The sequence below is a fragment of the Pseudomonas sp. IT-196MI5 genome, assembly GCF_949767415.1.
In the GTDB taxonomy this organism is placed as follows: Bacteria; Pseudomonadota; Gammaproteobacteria; order Pseudomonadales; family Pseudomonadaceae; genus Aquipseudomonas.
The window spans coordinates 143459-160600 of record NZ_CATKPZ010000084.1; the positions used below are offsets into that span (position 1 = coordinate 143459).

A 17142-nucleotide genomic window follows, 5' to 3' on the forward strand; every position below is an offset into this window, starting at 1 on the left:
GTAGAAGCATTCCTCGATAAAACCCGGGGGGGAGCGTAGGAGCATTCCTCCCCGGGCAGTAAACGCCCTACAGAACCTGTCCATTGCGGCTGTATTGCTCTGCTTCGCCACACTCTTCATAGTTTTAGCGCGGCTGAAACACTGTGGCGGCCTGCCGGATCACCTCCGATCTCTTACAGGACTGAGACATCAATGCCCTCGCTAAAGACATCTACTGAACGCTATCAGTCGCTTAAATCCAGCTACAGCGAAACCCCGGTGCTGGTCATCGATACCGAGGCCGATCCCGTCGAGATCCTCGACGCCGCCCGACAACGCATCCGCGCCGCCAGCGACCTGCTCGAAACGCTTTATTGCACGTGTTTCAAACAGGCCGAAGCGAGTGACATCCCCAAGATCATCAGCGCCCTGTACCTGCTAACCCAGGACGGCAACGACATGCTCGACATCGCCCGGCAACGCTTGCCGAAACTCAGCGGCTGAAGCACCACCACAATCCCTTGTAGGAGCTGGCTTGCCAGCGAAAAACGATAACGCGGTGCAGCGCGGATATTTATGCTCTCGCAGTGCATTGTCATGGCGGCTGTGTGCGGGACGCCTTCGGGCGAGCCGGGAGTCCTGCAGCACTAATTACACCACGTAACGAATGAAGTTCCCGCCCCCACCTTTATCCCCTCCCGCCAACCCCCTACATTCACCTCCAACGCCTCTCCCATCATCCCGACGGGAAGGTCACTGGAGTTTCCCTCATGCCTTTCGTAACCGTACGCATCACCCGCGATGGCGTTACCACTGAGCAGAAAGCTCAGGTGATTGCCGAAATCACTGAAACACTGGAGCGCGTCCTCAATAAACGCCCTGACCTGACCCACATCGTGATCGAGGAAGTCGATACCGATAACTGGGGTTACGCGGGCATCACCACCACCCAGTACCGCAAGCAACTGGCCGAGGCAGAGGGGAAATCATGACGCCCTCCGTCACCATCGATTTCATCTCCGATGTGGTGTGCCCCTGGTGCGCATTGGGGGCGACGGCGCTGGACCTGGCGATCGAGAACCTGGCCGGGGAGGTCTCGGTCGAGCTGACCTACAAGCCGTTCGAGTTGAACCCGGACATGCCGGCCGAAGGTGAGCAAGCGGTCGAGCACCTGATGCGCAAGTACGGGAGAACGGCCGACGACATCGCCGCCGGCAAGGCCATGCAAATCGCACGCGGCGAGGCCATCGGCTTCAAGTTCGATCTGGAGAAGCGCACGCACTTCTACAACACCTTCGATGCGCACCGTTTGTTGCTGTGGGCGTTGCAGGAAGGCCGGCAAGTCGAGCTGAAGAGGGCGCTGCTACGGGGCTATTTCAGCGAAGGCCAGAACCCGAGCGATCACCAGGCGCTGGTGCGTCTAGCGACCGAAGCGGGGCTGGATGAGGCAAGTGCGCAAGAGGTGCTGGCGTCCGGCGCGTTCGCCGATGAGGTGCGAGAGCTTGAAGCGTACTACCGGCAGCACGGCATCAATTCGGTCCCGGCCATGGTGCTGAACGGTCGACACCTGGTGTCCGGCTCGCAATCGGTCGAGTACTACGAACAGATGTTGCGACAAATGGCGAACGCCCCGGCCGAAGCCTGATTACAGATTTCTACCCCACTTTTAATTGTCAGAGGTCTTCATCATGAGCAGTTCGAAAAAAGTCATCGTAATCACCGGCGCGTCCCAAGGTCTTGGCGACGGCATGGTCCAGGCCTTCCGTGAGCTCGGTTACCGGATCGTCGCCACATCACGCTCGATCAAACCGTCCACCGATCCGGACATTCACACCGTGGCCGGTGACATCGGCGAGCCGGAAACCGCCCAGCGCGTCATCCGTGAAGCGATTTCCCGTTTCGGTCGCATCGACACCCTGGTCAACAACGCCGGGATCTTCATCGCCAAACCGTTCACCGCATACACCACAGAAGACTACGCCAATGTGCTGTCGGTGAACCTCAATGGCTTCTTCTACATCACCCAACTCGCCATCGCCGAGATGGAAAAGCAGGGCAGTGGCCACGTCGTCAACATCACCACCAGCCTGGTGGACCACGCCATCGACGGAGTGCCATCAGTGTTGGCATCGCTGACCAAGGGCGGCCTCAACGCAGCAACCAAATCCCTGGCCATCGAATACGCCAAGCGCGGGATTCGGGTGAACGCAGTCAGCCCGGGCATTATCAAGACCCCGATGCACGGCGAAGAAACCCACGCCGCACTGGGCAACCTGCACCCGGTCGGGCGCATGGGGGAGATCGATGATATTGCGCAAGCGGTGGTGTATCTGGATGGCGCGAAGTTCGTTACCGGCGAAATCCTGCATGTGGATGGTGGTCAGAGCGCGGGGCACTGAAAGCGCTTTTTTAAAGCTCGGAAACAACAAAGCCCCTGCATTGCTGTAGGGGCTTTGTTTTGTATGGGCACCAGACGAACGGTAGTGACCGACGGGGCTAGGTTTTCCGGGCGTCTGGATTTCGGTGGAAAATTCGGCGTACCCCAACTAGTAACTATTAATAAATCAGCTGGTTATGGTGTTCGGTGGAATCGAACTCGGGACTTTTAAGATGTCACCACGCTGTCGGTCTGCAAGTAAACCATTCAGAGCCGCATACGGAATGGTAAACCTCCTGAGATCGAACGTTGTCGATCATCCCCTCCGTTAAAAATAGGCAGGAGTCTTCCAGAACCTACCCGTGGCGACAGGCAGCAGACGGCCGATTGTGTTGAAAAAGTCGGCTTCGGTTTCCACGGCAGAAAAGTATTCCTCGCCCAATGTCGCCTGGAATTTATGGCTCTGCATTATCTGTCGGGAAGCTCGCTGAAGAACTCAAGGAGGTGCTTAAGGCATAAATCCAGCGGAAGAAGCCATACGCTGCTAGCCTTCGAGGATGCCTGATATCGGAAAAAGGCTGCATCAATCGATTGCACATTGACATCATAGAGAAACGCGCCGAAACTCAAAAATAACCCCATCAGCGATAGGGATATCTCATAATGAAAAAGCGTCCTTTTCTGCTTCCTCTGGCTACTCTGGCCGCAGCCATTGTCACAGAACAAGCTTCAGCGATAGCTACCCATGAGGTTGTCGAGCCCAGTACCGACGCCACGAACACGCTCCAGGCCGATGCCCAAGGCGAAAACCTTTTGGTACGCAGTGGCAATGATCAATTCACCTTTGTTCTCAAACGCGGGGACCAAGGTCAGATGATGGCTTACCACAGTTCTCACAGCTCTCACGCCTCTCACGTTTCTCATGCCTCCCATACCTCGGGCTCCTGATGGCACTCTCGGATATGCTTGTCTTTGACGAGCGGCTTTATGACGCGCAGGTTCTGCAAAAAGCCGCTTATCGCTCAATCAATTCGCTGACGGTTGATATCACATCAACAGGGGGGCAATTTTTCTGTGCCTTATCCTCGAACATTGGTGTTGACGAGACTTCCTTTCTGACTGCCGTTCAAGAGTTCAAGAAGGACGTACTCGACTACCAACTGCGCCACCAGCTGAATGCTGAGACGCAGCCGATCAAGAACCTGATCCTTGGGCTGGCTTTTTCAAAAACCGGGCTGACTAGTGAGTAAATTCCAGAAGCTGGAGTTCTACGCGCAGCAACACACCTATGAGTTGCTGCCCTTCAAGTTTGACCGCCTGAATGACGATGAGTACGTCATCACCAACATGGTAGGCGAGTTTCACGTCATACCGGCACCGATGCTTGAGCCGATCATAAGCAAGTCGCTTGCACTTTCATCAGAACTGATCGCTACGCTGCGGTCCAAACAGTTCATTCGCTTCACCAACGAGCAGGCGCCACTTCAGCTTCTGGCTCTCAAGATTCGCACGCGCTTGTCCAGACTGGCCCAGTTCACCAGTCTACATATCTTTGTTGTGACCCTTCGCTGCGACCATAGCTGCCCATATTGCCAGGTATCGAGACAGTCGGAGAACAAAGGCGAATTCGACATGACCACGGAGATGGCAGACAAGTCGTTAGATTTCGTTTTCAGATCTCCGAATTCGGCCATCAAAATTGAATTTCAGGGGGGCGAGCCGCTGCTGAACTTCGAGATGGTGAAGTACGTCGTTCTTGAGGCAAAAAAACGTAACCTCAAGGAAGGACGTGACCTGCGGTTCGTCATTGCGACTACTTTATCGTTACTGACGGATGACATGCTCGATTTCTGTAAGCAGCACAACATCGTGCTTTCATCTTCTCTCGATGGGCCAATGGATTTGCATAATGCAAATCGCCCACGCCCAGGTCGAGATAGTCACCAGCGTTTCGAGGAAGGCTTGAAGAAAGCCCGTGCGGCCCTCGGCTATGACCAAGTGTCAGCCCTGATGACAACCACAGATAAGAGCCTGCCACGAGCACGTGAGATCATTGATGAATACTTGCGCCTAGGCTTTGATGGCATCTTCCTGCGCACGCTTTCCCCTTACGGCTTTGCTATCAAGACCAAGAAATTCATGTCGTATGACACGGAGCGCTGGCTGGAATTTTACAAGGAAGGTCTTGAGTACATCATTGAGCTAAACAAGTCGGGCATACGATTTGTTGAGCAGTATTCCGCGATCGTGCTGACAAAAATGCTGACATCAGGGGACCCCGGGTTTGTTGATTTAATGAACCCTGCCGGTGCTGGTATCGCAGCCATCGTGTTCAACTATGACGGATCGGTCTACGCCTCAGATGAAAGCCGTATGCTTGCCGAAATGGGTGATCATACGTTCCGGTTGGGGAGCATTCTTGAGCATTCATATGAGGAGATCATCCTCTCGGATCAGCTTCTGGATGCACTGGAAAACTCCTTCACTTTAAGTGCCCCCATGTGTTCTGACTGTGCATTCGAACCTTACTGTGGCGCTGAGCCTGTCTACCATCACGCAATACACAAGGATGTGGTGGCAAGAAAGCCTGAGTCTGCTTTCTGCAAACGGAATATGTCGATCTTCAAACACCTCATAGAACTGATGGGAAGCGATGAGCAAACGAAACGGATTTTTATGGGGTGGGCCAACCGATGCTGAAGCTCGGCGGAAAGATTATCCGAATACATGCGGTTGATGTTGATAAGACCATCGCCTTGGCCAAAGTATCAACCAGTCGGAATTTGCCTGAAGTTTTGCGACGAGAAATGGCCTACCTGGTTTCCGATAACCAGATCCCCCAAGGATTCGCGCACTATCTGCTGGTTGAGAAACATCGGTATCTGGTTGATGCGCTCCCTTTGAACTCTGATTTTTCAATTCTGCCGAATGACTACAGCTATATCGGTGATGGCGACGTTATCCGGCTTTCAGCGGATCGTCAGAGCATCCGAGTGTTGTTTCGTGCATCGTCGCCCCACAACAGTATCCTGGTCACAGAGCAGTGTAATCATTACTGCCTCATGTGTTCCCAACCGCCGAAAGCCGCTGATGACTCATGGATACTCGACGAAATCGAGAGCCTGATTCCGCTGATTCCAAAAGATACCCGCGAGCTGGTGTTTACCGGAGGCGAGCCGACGACCAGCCGGGAGCGTTTCCTTAATATTATCAACCTGACAAAAAGTTATCTTCCAAGAACCGCGATTCATATACTCTCGAACGGGCGCAGTTTCAAGGACCCAGCGTTCGCTGAACGGTATGCGCAGATTGAATTGCCCGACGCTATGATCGGAATCCCTGTCTATTCAGACGATCCAACTCTGCATGACTACATTGTCCAGGCTCAAGGCGCGTTCGATGAAACCATTCAGGGCATTCTCAATTTGAAGCGCTTGGGCCAGAAGGTTGAGATCCGAGTCGTCATTCACAAGCTATCGATACAACGCCTTCCTGAACTATGTGAGTTCATCGCACGCAATCTTTTGTTTGTTGACCATGTCGCGCTGATGGGCCTTGAGATGATGGGTTTTACCAGAGCCAATCTTGATGAGCTGTGGATCGACCCATTCGAGTACAAAGACACGCTCAGCAAATCGGTTGGCATTCTGGCCAAGTATGGCATGCATATCTCGGTCTACAATCATCAACTCTGTCTAGTGAACTCAGACATTTATCCCTATTACCGCAAATCAATCAGTGACTGGAAGAATGAATACGCCACCGAGTGCGAGGTATGCACTCGCAAGTCGGACTGCGGAGGATTTTTTTCGTCAGGGATCAAGCATGGCTACAGTAAGAGCCTAATACCTTTTTGTTAATCTACGTTAAAGGTCAGCATCAAGATTATTCTGTAATTTATTGCGCTGCGGAGTAAATATAATTATAGAAAAATACAGTCGACATAAAAAGCCAATATCCAATGAGCCATCAAGTTTTTTGGCGAGAGAGATATCAGGGCTGAATTTACCTGAAGGGTCTCTTGCTCTTGATTTGGGGTGCGGCTATGGTCGTAATTCCATCTTATTATCAAGGCATTTTGCGAATGTAATAGCCGCTGATTTTTCTTATAAAGGTTTCAGCGACTTATGGTATTTAAGTTGCAAAAACATACACCCGGTGATCCTAGATTGTAGGCAATTGCTGCCGTTTTTAAATAATGCATTCTCAGCTGTCATAGTTGTTCATTTATATCATGAAAATTTAATTGCTAATTTGATTGATGTAATCCAGCCGGACGGTTTTTTTATTTATGAAAGCATTGCTGGCAATGGCGAAAACTGGCGAGAGCTGAGTCTTTCCGGAGAAGTGAAAAGGCTTTTAGAAAAACAGTTTATTATCAAGCATTACTTAGAGCGACCTGTAGGTCCTGATAAAAAAAATGCCACCGTGAAAGTGGTTGCCCAGAAAAAACATGAATCGCTCGTAGCTTTATAGGCGCGTCTGATCGTTGGCTTCGGATTCAGACTGTGTGAAAACGCCGAGGATTGACTGAGCAGGAAAGGGGACGAAAGGGGACGGATCTATTTTCCTGATTAAAAATGGGGTGTCTGCGCGCAGTGGTGCTAGCTTTGAACACAACATCTACTTGCTTGCTAATGCTTCGGTATCGAGCTAGTACCCACCTCAAGGAAAACCCGTAATGGATCTACACCACGAGTTTGAGAGTAGCAAATTCTTCAACCGCGCCCGAATCGATCGACGTGCCGCCGATGCCTTGGTCGGGTTGGCCGCTGGGATTACGGCTGACAGTGTTGTGAACATCACGGAAGCGGTTTTTCTAAAGCAATGGTTGGAAAACAATATCGCGCATCTGAACGATCCGGTGATCAATCTGCTGTATTCGCGTTTGGCGTGCATGCTTCAGGACAATGCTCTAGACATGGATGAGTCCCTGGAGCTGCTTAACATTCTGCGTGGTTTTTCTGGAGTGGGCATTGAGAGACCAAAGGTTGGCGGTGCTGTTGCTGTTACTCCTACGGACCTTCCTTTCAATTCACCGATCCCTGATTTGGTGTGGGACGGCCGGATGTTTGTATTTACTGGTGTCATGGCCTTTGGGCCGCGTAAGGATTGTCAGGCGCTGGTCGAAGAACGAGGTGGTTTGATTGGGGGCAGTGTGAGTAAGAAGGTGCATTACCTGGTGGTTGGTAGCGTGGGTAATGAGCAGTGGCGCCACAGTACTTATGGAACGAAGATCATGAAGGCAGTGGAGTTGCGTGAGGCGGGAGCTTCGATTGCCATTGTGGGTGAGGATCATTGGCAAAAGATGCTGTTTGGTTGAGGTTGCTTCGTTGTTGGTGTTTTGGGAAAGGCACCCTTTTGTCTTGGCCCGCAGATCGTCGGTGGGTTTGACGGCCTCATCGCGAGCAGGCTCGCTCCCACAGATTCCGGTGTGTGGACAAAAAAGTGGACGCTCCAGAAACAACAAAGCCCTCGTATTTCTACGAGGGCTTCGTTTTGTATGGTGCCGGCACCAGGAATCGAACCCGGGACCTACTGATTACAAGTAAGGGCAACTTTACTTATAAATCAGAGCGTTGCGCCAATTCATTTTACGTAGGCGGCCCGCTGCAAGCCTTGTATGGCGCGGGGCCATGCGTTTGATTTACGTAGGTTTTTTTGCCCAGGAACTTACGTCATTGCTCCACGCCTGAGCCGTCCTCATCGAATAGGGTGGTCTCTGCAACCCGCGCTTTCAAAGTATGTGCGTGACCGGTTGCGGCGTTCACAAACCCATGAGCCTTATCTGCGTCAGGGAACGTTCGACCGAAAACGCCGACAGCAAAAATCCCCGTTTCAATCACGAATTTTGCTGTCATCACGGCAAGGGTGCCCCATGGGTGGAGGACGTTCCATCGAAGGACGGAGCTACCATCTGCGCAGTCGGAATTAGCCAAATTTGAGTAGAGCGCCTGTTTGTTTGGATGTGCACCAAAATCGATTGATGTTTGATGAAGGTGCTTCGCCCATTTGGCAGGGCCTTCGAATGTTTCCGAAAACACTGAATTAATCGATGAAAATTGGAATTCCCTACCCCACTTTCTCCGCTCAGTTGGCTCTGTAGGTTTATCGTGCCAGCGCTTAGCTGCGTCCGGAGTTACCGCCAGATACCAGCCATACAATGCTGACTCCATTGTTGCCCGACTAGTTGAAAATGCGGACAAGCACTGCCCCGAGGCCGCCAGGCGCGCTGAAGCCAAAAAATGGCTATTAGCTGTCAAGAACAGGAGTAGAGCCGATGGATCTTCAACTTTTACGATGTGTCCGCTCGCGTAATCGCAGCATCTCGAAAGGTCAGCGGCAATTGCGCTCATCAGTTCGTGCCATACCGAAGCCTGGTCGATTGTTGCTATTTCGTTCTGAATCGCAACTGACTGAAAACTGGCTAAGAAATCCTCAGTCGAGCCTGGCGGAGTTTTGAAGTCGGAGGGGTTTGATTCTTTCACCAGCATGTCCTATTCAAATTCTACGGTTACGGTGGGGTGCTTTTCGGCGGGGGGACTCCAGTCAGTTTCTCCTCTACACGTGTTAATGAGAAAAACAGGAAACAGACCATGCGCAGTAAATTGCGGCGAACAGACAACCGAGGCCGGCAAAGGTTATAGCTCCAAGGCCCCAAGCTTTAAACATGGTGAGATTTTCTGCTGCTGCCTCACCAGTCAGATTTGCAACCAGTAATTTTGCCATCGCTAGGTTGTCGTCGATCATTCCTATGCACCGTTCGATCATCGCACTAACCCACTCCGGGGGCATGTCCTGGTGATGCTTTGAAAGCGAGTGAAACGATGTTTGGAATGCTGTTATCTGCCCGTAAACGTATGCGACATCCCGCGCTAAATCTGGCTTAAGTAAACCGATTTTTGCGGTGTTAGCGTCAAATATGGGGTTTGAGGATTGTGGAAACTCGGGAAAGGGCAGTTGGCCACCCTCTCTGACGATGGAGAGCATTCCTTTTAGTCCTATGTGTAACTCTGGTATGGATTTCAGTATTGAATCAAGCTCTCCTGCCAGTGCTCCTGCGACAGATTGACGGTCCCTATAGCGGCGAAAGTCTTCCCCCCCGATGGCACTAATTGCTGCGCCTATTATGGTTCCCACCAATCCGCTCAATACCACTTCCATCATCACTAAAGATCCTTTTTTTCTGAACTCTAATGGCTCGTATTCTGCACTGTGTCAGGCTTTTTGGTGTGCATAGATTAATCGGCTGAGGGATTTACGATTGGTACGCTAAGGTCATAGATATCCATCATCGCTTCGTCGCGGTGACCCGATGCTTCCTGCTTATCGGCTCTGTTCCCGACGGTATCGGTGATTCCCCTGCGTTTAAAGTCATGCATCCCAAAGCGCTGATCGGCGGTGATAATCTCAGCTTTAATTGCTTGGGTGATGAAACGTTGCCAAGCAGTATCTAGGCTGGATTTTTGCAAAGCACCTCCATGGGCTGCTGTGATGATCGGGCGCTGTTCTGCGGCGATCGGCACCGGAACACGCTTCTTGTTCCAAATATCGGAGCGGGTTTTCTTGGCGCTGTCCCAGGCTGCGCGGAGGCGTGGTGTCCAGCGAACGATGTTGTCTCGGCTACCTTTGCGTCTATTGGTCAAGATCCCTTCGGGGGTTTCGTTTGCGTCGGTCAGAGTCACCGTCTCGATGCCACGCAAACGACACAGGTAGCTGATTTCCATCACATACCAAAGGTATGGCGCACACGCGCCGAGCTGGCCGCGTGTGAGCTGGCCCTGTTGCAGGGCGTATTTCATAAGCGCTTTCATGGCTGTCGTATCAGGGAGACGGCGCTGCTTGCGTTCTTTCGGTGCTTCTATGCCCTGAGCAGGGTTCGTCTCGACGTAGCCACGATTTTTCCCCCACTGCATTATTCGGCGTAGATAGCGAAGAGCGTGCGCAGCTTTTGACGGCGTTCCTGCTTCGGCGATTCGGTCGATGACCCGCTGCACCAACGGCGCGGTGAATTTGCGTACTGCCAGTTCCCCGAGCGGTTTTTTCAGTTTGGTGGGAAATTTCAGCAGTACATTTCGTGAGTACTCGTAGTCTGCCTGGGTCTTGGGTTTTAGGATCTTGAACTGGTCGCTCTTGTGGAACTGTTCGCATAGGTAACGCAGGCAGTCCCGGTCAATGCCAAGCACCTGTATTGGCAGGGATACCGTGTGTGCGAGATTGCTGAGCTGATCGGCGAGAAGGAAAAGACCCTTCACAGTTGGAAAGCTCGCGACGAATGGGATCGGGCTACACCGCTCGAGCGTATCCAGGCAGCCACTGAGGCCCGTCTGGTGCAACTGATCCTCAAAGACCCCAAGTCCGGTTCGGACTACAAGGAAATCGACCTGCTCCACCGGCAATTGGAGCGGCAGTCCAGAATTCAGCGCTACCAGGACGGCGGTACCGAGACAGACCTCAACCCTGAACTGGCCAAGCGAAACGCCGGGGAGAAGCGTAAGCCCAAGCGCAACGACATCCCAGAGGAAGCGGTCGAGAAGTTGATCGAGGCGTTTCTTGATGGTTGCTTTGATTACCAGAAGGACTGGTACCGCGCGGGCAATCAGCGTACCCGAGCTATTCTGAAAAGCCGTCAGATCGGCGCGACCTACTACTTCGCCCGGGAGGCGTTGATCGATGCGCTGACCACCGGTCGCAACCAGATCTTCCTGTCAGCCAGCAAGGCGCAGGCCCACATTTTCAAGGCCTACATCCAAGCCTTCGCCCGAGAAGTGGTGGAGGTTGATCTCACCGGTGACCCGATCATTCTGCCGAACGGCGCCGAGCTGCATTTCCTCGGTACCAACGCCCGGACCGCCCAGGGCTATCACGGCAACTTCTACTTCGACGAATTCTTCTGGACCTTCAAGTTCAACGAGCTGAACAAGGTCGCCTCCGGCATGGCGATGCAGAAGCAATACCGCCGGACGTACTTCTCGACGCCAAGTTCGATGGCGCATGAGGCCTATACCTTCTGGACCGGGGAGCGCTTCAATAAGGGCAAGCCGACCGCCCAGCAACTGAAACTGGATGTCAGCCACGATGCGCTGCAGCAGGGCAAGCTCTGTGACGACCGGATCTGGCGTCAGATCGTCACCATCCTGGACGCAGAGGAACGGGGCTGCGACCTGTTCGATATCGACGAGCTGCGGCTCGAGTACGACGCGGCGGCGTTCCAGAATCTGCTGATGTGTCAGTTTGTCGACGACGGCGCGAGCATCTTCCCTCTGAATATGCTGCAGCCGTGCATGGTCGACAGTTGGTCGATCTGGACGGACTACCAGCCCTTTGCTGCCAGGCCCTTCGCTGACCGGCAGGTCTGGGTTGGGTATGACCCGGCAGAGTCGGGTGACACCGCCGGCCTGATCGTGGTTGCGCCGCCATTGGTACCAGGTGGCAAGTTCCGCGTGCTGGAGCGGCACCAGTTCCGTGGGATGGACTTCGCCGCTCAGGCGGAGACGATTCGCCAAGTCACGCGCCGCTATTGGGTCACCTACATCGGTATCGACACCACCGGCCTCGGCAGCGCCGTGGCGCAGCTGGTGCGCCAATTCTTCCCCGCGTTGCGGACGTTCTCCTACAGCCCCGAGGTCAAGACCCGTCTGGTGATGAAGGCTTGGGACGTGATCAGCAAGGGGCGGCTGGAGTTTGATGCCGGTTGGACAGACCTGGCCCAGTCGCTGATGGCCATCCGCAAGACCGTCACCGCCGGCGGGCGTCAGTTCACCTACACCGCCGGCCGAACTGACAACACCGGCCACGCCGATCTGGCGTGGGCGCTCTTTCACGCCTTGCACAACGAGCCGCTGGAGGGCCAGACCGTGGCCAACACCGGCTTCATGGAGATTTTCTGATGAGCAGCCCCCAGGAACAGCCGACCACGTCGCAACCAACCGAAGGTGAACTCCTGGTCAAAGCCGGGGGCGGCCAGTCGATGGCATTCACCTTCGGCGATCCGGTACCGGTGCTCGATGGCAGGGAGATTCTCGACTACCTGGAGTGCTGGTCCAACGGCCGCTGGTACGAGCCACCGGTTTCGCTGGATGGCTTGGCGAAGTCCTCGAAAGCGAGCGTGTATCTGCAGTCGGGCCTGATCTTCAAGCGCAACGCCTTGGCACGCACGTTCATTCCGCACCGATTGCTGAGCCGCCAGGCCTTCGAGCAGATCGTCATGGATTGGGGCTGGTCGGGAAACCTCTACCTGGAGAAGCGCGACAACATGCTCCGGCAGGCCATTGGCTTGAAGCCCTGTCTGGCGAAGTACATCCGCCGAGGCGTTGACCTGGACACTTACTACCAGGTGCAGGGCTGGAAGGACGAGCACGAATTCAAGCCAGGAAGTGTGTGCCATCTGCGGGTGGCGGACATCAACCAGGAAATCTACGGGCTACCCGAATGGCTCCCGGCTTTGCAGAGCGCGTTGCTCAATGAGAGCGCCACGCTGTTCCGTCGCAAGTATTACCAGAATGGCAGCCATGCGGGCTTCATCATGTACATGACCGACGCCGCCCAGAATGAGGACTTCGTCACCGATTTACGAACGGCGATGAAGAACAGCAAAGGCCCGGGCAACTTCCGCAACCTATTCATGTACGCACCTGGTGGCAAGAAGGACGGCCTGCAGCTGATCCCGATTAGCGAGGTGGCGGCCAAGGATGACTTCGGTGCGATCAAGAACATCAGCCGCGACGATCAGCTCGCCATGCTGCGGATTCCACCACAGCTGATGGGCGTGGTTCCGCAAAACGCTGGGGGGTTTGGATCGATCCGCGATGCGGCTCAGGTTTGGGCTGTCAACGAGCTGGAGCCGGAGCAAGCCAGGCTGCTGCAGATCAATGATTGGCTGGGAGAGGAGGTGGTGAGCTTCCGGCCATATGAGGTACCGGCGCAAGGGTGAAACCCCCGGCGCAGTGAACGAGGCGACGGGCTGGTGCGTCAACACCAGCCCGACGTCGAAACGCTCGAGCTAGCCGAGTGATCCAACCGAGGCCTCGCCCCTCTGCGCAGGGGGTGCGAAGCCTAAGCGAATCCATAGACAGAGACAAGGATCACTTATGTCGCAACCTATTTTCCCGTGGATGGGCGGCAAGCGCCGCATGGCAAAACACATTCTCCCTGAGTTCCCCGAGCACGAATGCTACGTCGAGCCCTTCTGCGGTGGCGCAGCGTTGTTCTTCATGAAAGAGCAGAGTCATGTGGAAGTTATCAACGACTTCGATGGTGAGGTAGTCAACCTGTACCGGGTGGTGGCGCATCACCTGGAGGAGTTGGTCCGGCATTTTCGCTGGTCGCTGGTCAGCCGAAAGATGTTCGAGTGGAGCAACATGCAGATCCCGGAAACGCTGACTGACATCCAGCGGGCTGCGCGGTTTTTCTATCTGCAGCAGCAATGCTTTGGTGCCAAGCCCACGGGCCGCACCTTCGGGACAGCGACCACTTCGCCGCCCAGGCTGAATCTGTTGCGTATCGAGGAAAAGCTCAGCGAGGCGCACTTGCGGCTGGCTCGGACCACTATTGAGCACCTGGACTGGAAAGAGTGCATCCGCCGGTACGATCGCCCGCACACTTTGTTCTACCTCGATCCGCCTTATTGGGAAACCGCGGGGTACGCACCTGGAGGCTTCAACTTTGACCAGTACCAGGTCATGGCTGAACTGGCAGTATCGATCAAGGGCCGCATGGTCATTTCAATCAACGACCATCCACAGATCCGGGAGGTGTTCTCGGGACTCCGCCTTAAGGAAGTGCCGTTCCGGCATATGGTTGGGGGGCAGGGTGGTAAGCAGGCCAATGAGCTGATCTACTTCAACTGGTAAACATTTTGCTGTGATTGACTTTGACTAAGGCCGCTATCCTGCGGCCTTAGTCGTCTTGTATTGGCATTTTATTTTGAAGGGGTATGTCTTGATGTAAGTTTAGCGGCCAGGTGTGCGACTCGCGCTGATCGCTCATTTATAATTTCGTCTAGGGTGTGTTCAAGAATTTCGAATGCATCAAGCAGATCCTGTAAGACGACATCTCCGTCGTGACTACCTGCATTGCCTAGCCATTTTAGTGCCATCAATTGCGCCCCAACAGCGGGGTTTGCTTCAGTGAAAATCTCGACGCGTCGGTGGAGCTTTAGATCGTACCGTTTGCCGTCTTTGGTATCAGCTTGTTTAGGGACTTTTACATGGTCCATCAGTAACTCTAGAGCAACCCTGATCCGACCAGCGCACGACTCTCGGCTGGTCCACAATAAAGAAAATGCTGAAGTAAGTTCTTTTTTTACTAATTCTGGGCACTTTGTGGGTAAGTCAAAAACTTCTGGCATTGGAATGCACATTTTCGGGTAGTAGCGCTCGTCCCAATCGCGGCCTTCCTCATCATTCCAAAACTCCTCTAAACCACCTGTTCCCGAAATGGAAAAGTCCTGTCCGCATCTTTCGTTCGAGCATTTTCCCCACGCAACGAAAATTAATTCGATCCAGTCAGGATCCCAGGCTTCGTGCCCTCGCGAGTTTTTTGAAGTTGTCGACTCATGAGAAACCAAGCTGTCTCGTACTAAAACTGTGTGGCCCGACTTGCATATAGGGCATTTCCACGCTGGCATCCAGTGACTAGACATCGAGCGATTCCAAAGTGATCGATCCATTTTTTGGCCCTAGTTATTTCCGCCATTATTCGTCAAATCTCGACGTCAAGCCCGGCCTGCCGGTGACCTTGGCCAAGAGGCATTCGCGCACGACGTTTTCTTACATCAGGGCGCGAAACATTTTTTCCTGAATGCCTTCGCCGATCACTGCTCCAGCACCACCAGGCGCACCGTCGCCGCCTGCTCAAACACCAGATACAGCCCTTCCAGGCTCGCCGCGTTCAACGCCCGGACCGTTTCCAGGCCAAGGGCAAAGCCTTCGGCGCGGTCCGCCGCGCGCGTGCAGTCGGCCACCGTGCGCGCCTGGACGATGGCGCTCAGCAGTTTCAGCGCCCGGGCGCGCACCGCTGACGGCAGGTTCAGCGCGGCCAGCGGGTCGCTGATTGGATTGCCGTTGCTCATGCGTAGATCGCTTCGGCTTGCGCCGTAAACGCCGCCGCTTGCTCGGCGCTCAAGGCGCCGTCTTTGACAAACTGACTCAGCCAGCCATTCAGGCCGGGCAAACCGCCCGCCGCTTTATGCGACAGCTTATAGCCCAGCGCAATGACCATGCCGCGTACCTGTAACTCGTTACGGATAGCGGTTTTCTGGTAGTCCAGCGCCTGCAAGATGTCCGCTGTGAGTGCCGCCTCGCCCGGATGGGTTTGGTGCAAATCGGCCACGCGCTGCTTGAGGAAATTGGCTTCGAAGTCGGGATCAATATTGTCGACAGTCACGGCGCATACCTTTTTCGAATGAGTGGCCCCCAGTGTGTAAAAACACAAGGCCGGGGTCTGGCCCTCCAGTCTAGGAGGCGCTGGTTTCCTCGGCCACAAAAAAAAGCCCCCACGCTTCTCTCAAGTGTGGGGGCCGATTCAACATAAACGGCGTTATTCGTAAAGGATTGCTCTACCCTTTCATCGGCACCTTGCCCACCGTCGGTATATATCCAACCGCTGGTGTCGGCACACTTTCCTTTTCTGGGCCCTGCTCAGACTTGCCCAGCACATAGGCCACATGCGCCAGGCCGGAGTTATTGGCACTGGGCACCACGGCCAGCAGCGTCCAGCCTGCCTTCAGCTTCTTGTTGGCCTCCCCTGCGCCGGCCACCTGCACCACTTCTGCCGCTTCACTCATTTGCATCGGTGTCGCTCCTTTTGATGGGATAGCTACTGGCAGTGTAGCCGCTGGTCGAGGATTCCTTTCGGGCAGAAAAGCTTGACCGGTTATCAGTGATCAGGTTTGACCCGGCGCGCGCCGTGGTTCCGCAAAACGCTGGGGGGATCGATCCCTGATGCGGCTCAGGTTTGGGCGGTCAACGAACTGGAGCCGGAGCAAGCCAGGCTGTTACAGATCAATGACTGGCTGGGAGAGGAGGTGGTGAGCTTCCGGCCGTATGAGATTCCTGCACCCTAAGTAAAATCAGTTCGCTGGGTATATGTCACCCAATCTTTGAAGTGTCAAAACGCTCAGCGAACGATCAATAATTCAGTTGCTTGTGCGCCCTGCAGCATCCTTTTTTTCTGCGGCCGCGCGGGCTCCCTCAGGAGTGATTTTGTATAGAGCATCCAACTCCCTCGGCTCGGTTATACCTTTCACCACGATAAGGTTGATCATGAGGAACATCTTAGAGGCGACCAAATCGACATCCTCTGCAGCCATTTCTCCTGGATGGACCGCGTTGTTTCCTGTGATCCTAACGGTATCGGCCACGTTGATGAGCCGCTGCGGCAAAACATGCTTCTTGGCCAGCTCCCTAATATCCACGTCAATTTTATCGCCTTTTTCCCCCAGGTGAATGCACAGCTTCTGGAGCGCCAAGCGTAAAAGAGCTGCTGCTGCCCTAGGCGATCGCGTGAAGATAGCCGCAGCTTCAACATAGTCCGCTTTGACATCCTCAGGCATGTCTGGCGTTGGTAATGGCGCACAAGTCGAATCCGGATAGATCATGTTTTCTGTCGTATTACGCCAGACCGATGACTCATTGCACCTCGCGCAGGTAGATACATGGAGGTACACGTCGTTTCGATGGTGGTCGATCAGTGAACGCCAATGCATATGCGAATAGGTACCGCATAGCGGACAGTGAAAGGCTTTTGAGCCAAATTCAGGGGGGACTATCTCCACGCTTAACTCC

21 protein-coding genes and 1 pseudogene are annotated in these 17142 nt (G+C 54.1%); 14 read left to right on the plus strand and 8 right to left on the minus strand.

Annotation, left to right across the window (positions count from 1 at the left end; genetic code table 11):
* The first annotated feature begins 192 nt into the window (after positions 1-192).
* From ACM6IK_RS28795 to ACM6IK_RS28840, 10 genes are all read left to right on the plus strand, one after another.
* Positions 193-483: a hypothetical protein gene (locus tag ACM6IK_RS28795; protein WP_414876996.1), complete on the plus strand. Its 291-nt coding sequence runs from the start codon at positions 193-195 to the stop codon at positions 481-483.
* Between the two features lie 266 nt (positions 484-749).
* On the plus strand, positions 750-971 hold the full coding sequence (locus ACM6IK_RS28800) for a tautomerase family protein (RefSeq protein WP_007972813.1): 222 nt from the start codon (positions 750-752) through the stop codon (positions 969-971).
* Positions 968-1624: a DsbA family oxidoreductase gene (locus ACM6IK_RS28805; protein WP_414876997.1), complete on the plus strand. Its 657-nt coding sequence runs from the start codon at positions 968-970 to the stop codon at positions 1622-1624. The genes ACM6IK_RS28800 and ACM6IK_RS28805 overlap by 4 nt, the downstream gene beginning before the upstream one ends.
* A gap of 43 nt (positions 1625-1667) precedes the next feature.
* Complete coding sequence (locus ACM6IK_RS28810; RefSeq protein ID WP_414876998.1) at positions 1668-2378, plus strand: SDR family NAD(P)-dependent oxidoreductase; 711 nt, start codon at positions 1668-1670, stop codon at positions 2376-2378.
* Positions 2379-3019: 641 nt separating this feature from the next.
* Positions 3020-3304, plus strand: coding sequence for a His-Xaa-Ser repeat protein HxsA2 (hxsA2, locus tag ACM6IK_RS28815; protein ID WP_223457899.1), 285 nt, complete (start codon positions 3020-3022; stop codon positions 3302-3304).
* A complete protein-coding gene (gene hxsD, locus ACM6IK_RS28820; protein ID WP_027605113.1) occupies positions 3304-3606 on the plus strand; it encodes a His-Xaa-Ser system protein HxsD in 303 nt (100 codons plus the stop codon). The genes hxsA2 and hxsD overlap by 1 nt, the downstream gene beginning before the upstream one ends.
* Positions 3599-5056, plus strand: a complete 1458-nt coding sequence (gene hxsB, locus ACM6IK_RS28825) for a His-Xaa-Ser system radical SAM maturase HxsB (protein WP_027605112.1) — start codon at positions 3599-3601, stop codon at positions 5054-5056. Before hxsD ends, hxsB begins: the two co-directional genes overlap by 8 nt.
* Positions 5050-6216 carry a His-Xaa-Ser system radical SAM maturase HxsC gene (gene hxsC / locus ACM6IK_RS28830; protein WP_027605111.1) on the plus strand — a complete coding sequence of 389 codons (1167 nt, stop codon included), beginning with the start codon at positions 5050-5052 and terminating at the stop codon, positions 6214-6216. Before hxsB ends, hxsC begins: the two co-directional genes overlap by 7 nt.
* 118 nt (positions 6217-6334) lie before the next feature.
* A complete protein-coding gene (locus ACM6IK_RS28835) occupies positions 6335-6832 on the plus strand; it encodes a class I SAM-dependent methyltransferase (RefSeq protein WP_414876999.1) in 498 nt (165 codons plus the stop codon).
* Positions 6833-7037: 205 nt separating this feature from the next.
* Positions 7038-7679, plus strand: a complete 642-nt coding sequence (locus ACM6IK_RS28840; RefSeq protein WP_414877000.1) for a BRCT domain-containing protein — start codon at positions 7038-7040, stop codon at positions 7677-7679.
* Positions 7680-8034: 355 nt separating this feature from the next.
* Here ACM6IK_RS28840 and ACM6IK_RS28845 read toward each other — a convergent pair whose 3' ends face one another.
* The 3 genes from ACM6IK_RS28845 to xerC form a co-directional block, all read right to left on the minus strand.
* Positions 8035-8850, minus strand: a complete 816-nt coding sequence (locus ACM6IK_RS28845) for a hypothetical protein (protein WP_414877001.1) — start codon at positions 8848-8850, stop codon at positions 8035-8037.
* Positions 8851-8926: 76 nt separating this feature from the next.
* The gene (locus ACM6IK_RS28850) at positions 8927-9523 is read right to left on the minus strand and encodes a hypothetical protein (RefSeq protein ID WP_414877002.1); all 597 of its coding nucleotides are present in this window, start codon (positions 9521-9523) and stop codon (positions 8927-8929) included.
* Between the two features lie 74 nt (positions 9524-9597).
* The gene (gene xerC, locus ACM6IK_RS28855) at positions 9598-10554 is read right to left on the minus strand and encodes a site-specific integrase (RefSeq protein ID WP_414877035.1); all 957 of its coding nucleotides are present in this window, start codon (positions 10552-10554) and stop codon (positions 9598-9600) included.
* Between xerC and ACM6IK_RS28860 the strand changes: the two genes are divergently transcribed.
* The 3 genes from ACM6IK_RS28860 (at position 10543) to ACM6IK_RS28870 (ending at position 14208) form a co-directional block, all read left to right on the plus strand.
* Positions 10543-12246, plus strand: coding sequence for a terminase ATPase subunit family protein (locus ACM6IK_RS28860; protein ID WP_414877036.1), 1704 nt, complete (start codon positions 10543-10545; stop codon positions 12244-12246). The genes xerC and ACM6IK_RS28860 overlap by 12 nt on opposite strands.
* A complete protein-coding gene (locus tag ACM6IK_RS28865) occupies positions 12246-13289 on the plus strand; it encodes a phage portal protein (RefSeq protein WP_414877003.1) in 1044 nt (347 codons plus the stop codon). The genes ACM6IK_RS28860 and ACM6IK_RS28865 overlap by 1 nt, the downstream gene beginning before the upstream one ends.
* A 157-nt stretch (positions 13290-13446) precedes the next feature.
* Positions 13447-14208 (plus strand): DNA adenine methylase, encoded by a 762-nt coding sequence (locus tag ACM6IK_RS28870; protein WP_414877004.1) that lies wholly within the window; start codon positions 13447-13449, stop codon positions 14206-14208.
* A gap of 68 nt (positions 14209-14276) precedes the next feature.
* Here ACM6IK_RS28870 and ACM6IK_RS28875 read toward each other — a convergent pair whose 3' ends face one another.
* The 4 genes from ACM6IK_RS28875 to ACM6IK_RS28890 all read right to left on the minus strand — a co-directional run bounded on the left by ACM6IK_RS28875 (position 14277) and on the right by ACM6IK_RS28890 (position 16148).
* Positions 14277-14999: a DUF4145 domain-containing protein gene (locus ACM6IK_RS28875; RefSeq protein WP_414877005.1), complete on the minus strand. Its 723-nt coding sequence runs from the start codon at positions 14997-14999 to the stop codon at positions 14277-14279.
* Between the two features lie 171 nt (positions 15000-15170).
* A complete protein-coding gene (locus ACM6IK_RS28880) occupies positions 15171-15428 on the minus strand; it encodes a hypothetical protein (RefSeq protein WP_414877006.1) in 258 nt (85 codons plus the stop codon).
* Complete coding sequence (locus ACM6IK_RS28885) at positions 15425-15742, minus strand: hypothetical protein (RefSeq protein WP_414877007.1); 318 nt, start codon at positions 15740-15742, stop codon at positions 15425-15427. The genes ACM6IK_RS28880 and ACM6IK_RS28885 overlap by 4 nt, the downstream gene beginning before the upstream one ends.
* 172 nt (positions 15743-15914) lie before the next feature.
* Entirely contained in the window at positions 15915-16148 is a 234-nt protein-coding gene (locus ACM6IK_RS28890; protein WP_414877008.1) for a hypothetical protein, read from the minus strand.
* 110 nt (positions 16149-16258) lie between these two features.
* Here ACM6IK_RS28890 and ACM6IK_RS28895 point away from each other — a divergent pair.
* Positions 16259-16421 (plus strand): annotated as a pseudogene (locus ACM6IK_RS28895) (Presumed portal vertex protein); the annotation flags it as partial.
* Positions 16422-16493: 72 nt separating this feature from the next.
* Here ACM6IK_RS28895 and ACM6IK_RS28900 read toward each other — a convergent pair.
* Complete coding sequence (locus tag ACM6IK_RS28900; protein WP_414877009.1) at positions 16494-16955, minus strand: DUF4145 domain-containing protein; 462 nt, start codon at positions 16953-16955, stop codon at positions 16494-16496.
* Between the last annotated feature and the right edge of the window lie 187 nt (positions 16956-17142).